We start from the raw sequence: 3,730 nt of genomic DNA on the forward strand, positions 1-3,730 counted from the left end.
TATGTAGCTGACTAATACTAATCGGTCGAGGGCTTAACCAAAAGGTTTAGGGAAAAGAAGGAAGTTTCAATTCGGTTTTCAATATGTGGTTTTGAGGGTACGTAATGTGCTTAAAGATTATATCATTTATGGTGTAATTGCCGTGGTGATGACGGGGTGTGGCTCAGCTTGGCTAGAGCGCCTGGTTTGGGACCAGGAGGTCGCAGGTTCGAATCCTGTCACCCCGATTAACTAAAGAGAATATATATGCGCGAGTGGCTCAGTGGTGGAGTATCGCCTTGCCAAGGCGAGGGTCGCGGGTTCGAATCCCGTCTCGCGCTTTTTTCAATGATAGCCGAAGCCTTGATTTTACAAGGGTTTCGGCTGTTTTGGGCTTATAAAGAGTGGGGTTGAGTAGGGTTGAGTTCCCATCTTGAAATTGTGATGTTCTGATTATGATTTCAAGGGGTGGGTTCGAGTCCCGTCTCGCGCTTTTTTTATTGGTAGCCGGAACCTTGATTTTACAATGGTTTCCGGCCTTTTTTGACTTCTTTTTTATGCTCTTGCTGGGGTAGAGTGGGATAGAGCTGTGGGATAGTCTTCACTTTTTTGAAGACATCCAATTTTAGTCTTGGGTTCGAATCCCGTCTCGCGCTTTTTTATTGGCTGGAATTTCCTGAAAGCAAGGGAATTCCGGCTTTTTTGTTGGCGAAAGAAGAACCCCGGGAGACGATTCCAGGGGTTTTATATTGCATTTATTATTGGATTCACAGTTAAAGCATTGCCTGCTCTATTTCAAATGATTCAGAGCTGAAGTTGCTGTAGTACCTACCGTCATTGGCGGTAAAACGCAGCACGCAATAGTCAGGATCTGTCACGCCTTTGGAGTAATACATGGTATCACCTTCCCTCCAGATCATTTCCTTGGTTTTCCTGTCCTCCAGTACTTCCATGGTGCCGGTAAGCATGACTCCGCGGAAAAAACGCCGGTCACAAAAATAGATACATGCCCTTGGATTAGCTTTATACTGTGAAACTCTCATTGAGGATGTGTTGGTGGTGAAATAAAAGACTTTGATGCCCTCTCTTTTACGCGGTGGGAGCATTGCTTTAATGTTTGGAATGCCGTCCGGGGACACGGAACCGATAAAGGACACTCCCTGTTTGTCAATCAGATTTCCAATTGTTGTTTCTGTATCTCTCATGGCTTTAACCTCCTTTTCAACCATTATATAGTGAGCCAGGTTGAAAAGATAGTAGGCACTTTTTAGTAACTACAAAAGCCCCTTTTCTTTCAGAATATTTTCCCTGTGATCTTCAATCATCATCTCAATCCCTACATCCTGCATAATTGTGACGGCCTGAAATATTTTCCTGCCACGGTCTGTGAGATCATATTTCACCTGCAAAGGATATCCTTCAAAGGTGGTCTTGTCCACAAAACCGTACTGGATCAATTCATTAAGCTGCTGGATCAGCATTTTCTGAGTCACGCCGGCAATGGAATGTCTGAGAAAAGAAAGAGACTGGGGGCTTTTGCTTAACTGCCATAAGATAATGGGTTTCCATTTTCCCCTGATCGCATCATGAGTCAGTTCCAGGGGACATGTATATTCATTTCGCATTTTCATATAGATCACCTCATTTAAAGTATATCACCGTAACCCAGGATTGGCTATAGTTCTATACGGAGTAGGTTTAAGGAGGATGTCCATTTTAATAAAATGATCTGGTTTGATCTTGACAGTTTCAAGACAATGTTATAGAATGCAAGTATACACTTGCAAGAATGGAGGCAAAAATGGACCAGACAAGTCAAAGGATCATTGATGCGGCAATGGAACTGATGATGGAGAGAGGATATTCGGCAACAACAACGAAAGATATTGCCAGGCGGGCAGGTGTGAATGAGTGCACCATTTTTCGGAAGTTTAGTGAAAAAAAGGAAATCGTGCTCCAGGCCATGAAGCAAAGTCAATGGCATCCAGACCTTCGCCCTGAGGATTTTCTTCAAATATCAGGTAGTCTGAAGGAGGATCTGATGCGTTTTTCACATGTGTATATGACCAAGGTGAGCCCCAGGTTTGTAAAACTTTCTATTGGGCTGCGCACTCCAGAATTGGCAGATGTGACATCAAAGGGAATCATGGCGGTTCCCCAGACTTTTAAGACGGGCTTGATTGATTATTTTAGGGAAATGAACAAAAGAGGAATTTTAAAGCATGATGATTTTGAAACTTTATCCATGATGTTCCTGTCCCTGAATTTTGGTTTTATATTTTTGAAAGCTTCATTTGGCGATCAGCTGACAACCATGGACCAGGATTGTTATATTAGGGGGATGGTTGAAGGGTTTATCAATGGAATATAGTTATAAGTACAGCAGCGGAAATGAATAAAAAGTATGTGGCACGTAGTTTGTGTTATATATTTTTGATGTTGATGCAAGTGTTTACTTGCATAGAGGGGAGAGGCGACAAGAATGGGATGGTATTTTATTGCATGCACTTATTTAGATCCGGAAAGGGGGAGATACGATTATGATGACTATATAAGAATGGTAAAGCCTATTGTGGAGCAATATGGAGGTGTCTATTTGGTCAGGAGTGAAAGAATTGAGTACCTAGGAGAGGGATGGAAGCCGGACCGTATGATTGTTATACGTTTTCCGGACAGAGGAAGCCTGGATGCATGTTTTTCATCAGAGGAATACGGACGTATCATGGGAAAGCGGATATCCTCAGTGGACAGTCACGCTATAATCGTACCAGCCTTTGGAGAAGGCCAGGAGGTGGGAGAGTGAAGATAAGCAAAACAGTACATCAGCTGAAAATTGATTTTAACATAAGTCCGCAGATCAGCCGCTATGTCTATGTGTATCTTATAGAAGGTAATGATGGATATTACCTGATTGATACAGGGGTAAAAGGATGTGATAAAAAAATTGGAGAATATATACATAAAAATGGAAGAAGGAGACAAACTATCAATACTGTACTGCTGACGCATTCCCATCCTGACCATATAGGGGGAGCAAAGGCTCTAAAGCATATATACGGCTGCCAGATCTGTTCCTGTGCAGGAGAAAAGAACTGGGTCGAAGATATAGACCTTCAGTACAGGGAACGCCCCATACCTAATTTTTATGGTCTGGTGGAGGGTTCGGTTCATGTGGACAGAACTTTAATACCTGGAGAGATTATTGAACTGGAGCCGGGAATTTCGTTGGAAGTGATCAAGGCTTCCGGACATTCTCTGGAATCACTGTGTTTTTATTATAGGGAAGAGAAGCTTCTTTTTGTGGGTGATGGGATTCCTGGGCCGGAAGACGTGCCCATCTATGTAGACTCACAGGCCAGCCTTGATACGCTGGAGCGGCTGAGGGTGTGGAAGGAAGTGGACCTGTATTGTCCTGCCTGGGATCAGATGTATAACCATGAGCAGGGGGTGGAGGTCATTGAAAAGGCAAAACAGGTCATGGAACAATTGAGAGATGCTGCTGTGGAAAGTTTGCGCTGGTACAGCCGGCCGGATGATGTGGTTTCATATGTAGTTCCATGTTTGTGCCAACGACTTGGCATGGAGCAATGGAGTGAGCATCCGCTTTTTAAAAGATCGGTTTTGGAAGATATACAAAGGATGAAACAGGCTCGATAAAAAGTTTTTACAAAAAATGAAAAAAGCTGTTGACATTTGTCGAACCATCTGGTAAGATATCTCTTGCGCTGCGGTGAGAGCTTAAGCGCAAGAG

Annotated in this window: 5 protein-coding genes and 2 tRNA genes; 5 read left to right on the forward strand and 2 right to left on the reverse strand. The window is 43.2% G+C overall.

The window, feature by feature from the left end:
* Positions 1 to 152: 152 nt before the first annotated feature.
* Positions 153 to 227, forward strand: a tRNA-Pro gene (locus tag ABID13_RS28465).
* A 21-nt stretch (positions 228 to 248) separates the two neighbouring features.
* Positions 249 to 320, forward strand: a tRNA-Gly gene (locus ABID13_RS28470).
* A 432-nt stretch (positions 321 to 752) separates the two neighbouring features.
* Here the strand turns inward: ABID13_RS28470 and ABID13_RS28475 are convergent.
* Both ABID13_RS28475 and ABID13_RS28480 read right to left on the reverse strand, forming a co-directional pair.
* The gene (locus tag ABID13_RS28475; protein WP_007871709.1) at positions 753 to 1,184 is read right to left on the reverse strand and encodes a pyridoxamine 5'-phosphate oxidase family protein; all 432 of its coding nucleotides are present in this window, start codon (positions 1,182 to 1,184) and stop codon (positions 753 to 755) included.
* Positions 1,185 to 1,253: 69 nt separating this feature from the next.
* Complete coding sequence (locus ABID13_RS28480) at positions 1,254 to 1,610, reverse strand: winged helix-turn-helix transcriptional regulator (RefSeq protein WP_045091624.1); 357 nt, start codon at positions 1,608 to 1,610, stop codon at positions 1,254 to 1,256.
* Between the two features lie 170 nt (positions 1,611 to 1,780).
* Between ABID13_RS28480 and ABID13_RS28485 the strand changes: the two genes are divergently transcribed.
* The 3 genes from ABID13_RS28485 (at position 1,781) to ABID13_RS28495 (ending at position 3,636) form a co-directional block, all read left to right on the forward strand.
* Entirely contained in the window at positions 1,781 to 2,350 is a 570-nt protein-coding gene (locus ABID13_RS28485; protein WP_007871704.1) for a TetR/AcrR family transcriptional regulator, read from the forward strand.
* A gap of 111 nt (positions 2,351 to 2,461) precedes the next feature.
* Positions 2,462 to 2,782 (forward strand): DUF1330 domain-containing protein, encoded by a 321-nt coding sequence (locus ABID13_RS28490; RefSeq protein ID WP_048931388.1) that lies wholly within the window; start codon positions 2,462 to 2,464, stop codon positions 2,780 to 2,782.
* On the forward strand, positions 2,779 to 3,636 hold the full coding sequence (locus tag ABID13_RS28495) for an MBL fold metallo-hydrolase (protein WP_048931387.1): 858 nt from the start codon (positions 2,779 to 2,781) through the stop codon (positions 3,634 to 3,636). The genes ABID13_RS28490 and ABID13_RS28495 overlap by 4 nt, the downstream gene beginning before the upstream one ends.
* Positions 3,637 to 3,730 lie beyond the last annotated feature (94 nt).

The sequence above is a fragment of the Enterocloster citroniae genome (assembly GCF_040545455.1).
In the GTDB taxonomy this organism is placed as follows: domain Bacteria; phylum Bacillota; class Clostridia; order Lachnospirales; family Lachnospiraceae; genus Enterocloster; species Enterocloster citroniae.

Excerpts from the sequence above, each read along its gene's own strand:
- ABID13_RS28480 (WP_045091624.1), bottom strand. The coding sequence starts at position 1,610 with ATGAAAATGCGAAATGAATATACATGTCCCCTGGAACTGACTCATGAT.
- ABID13_RS28490 (WP_048931388.1), top strand. The coding sequence starts at position 2,462 with ATGGGATGGTATTTTATTGCATGCACTTATTTAGATCCGGAAAGGGGG.
- ABID13_RS28485 (WP_007871704.1), top strand. The coding sequence starts at position 1,781 with ATGGACCAGACAAGTCAAAGGATCATTGATGCGGCAATGGAACTGATG.
- ABID13_RS28475 (WP_007871709.1), bottom strand. The coding sequence starts at position 1,184 with ATGAGAGATACAGAAACAACAATTGGAAATCTGATTGACAAACAGGGA.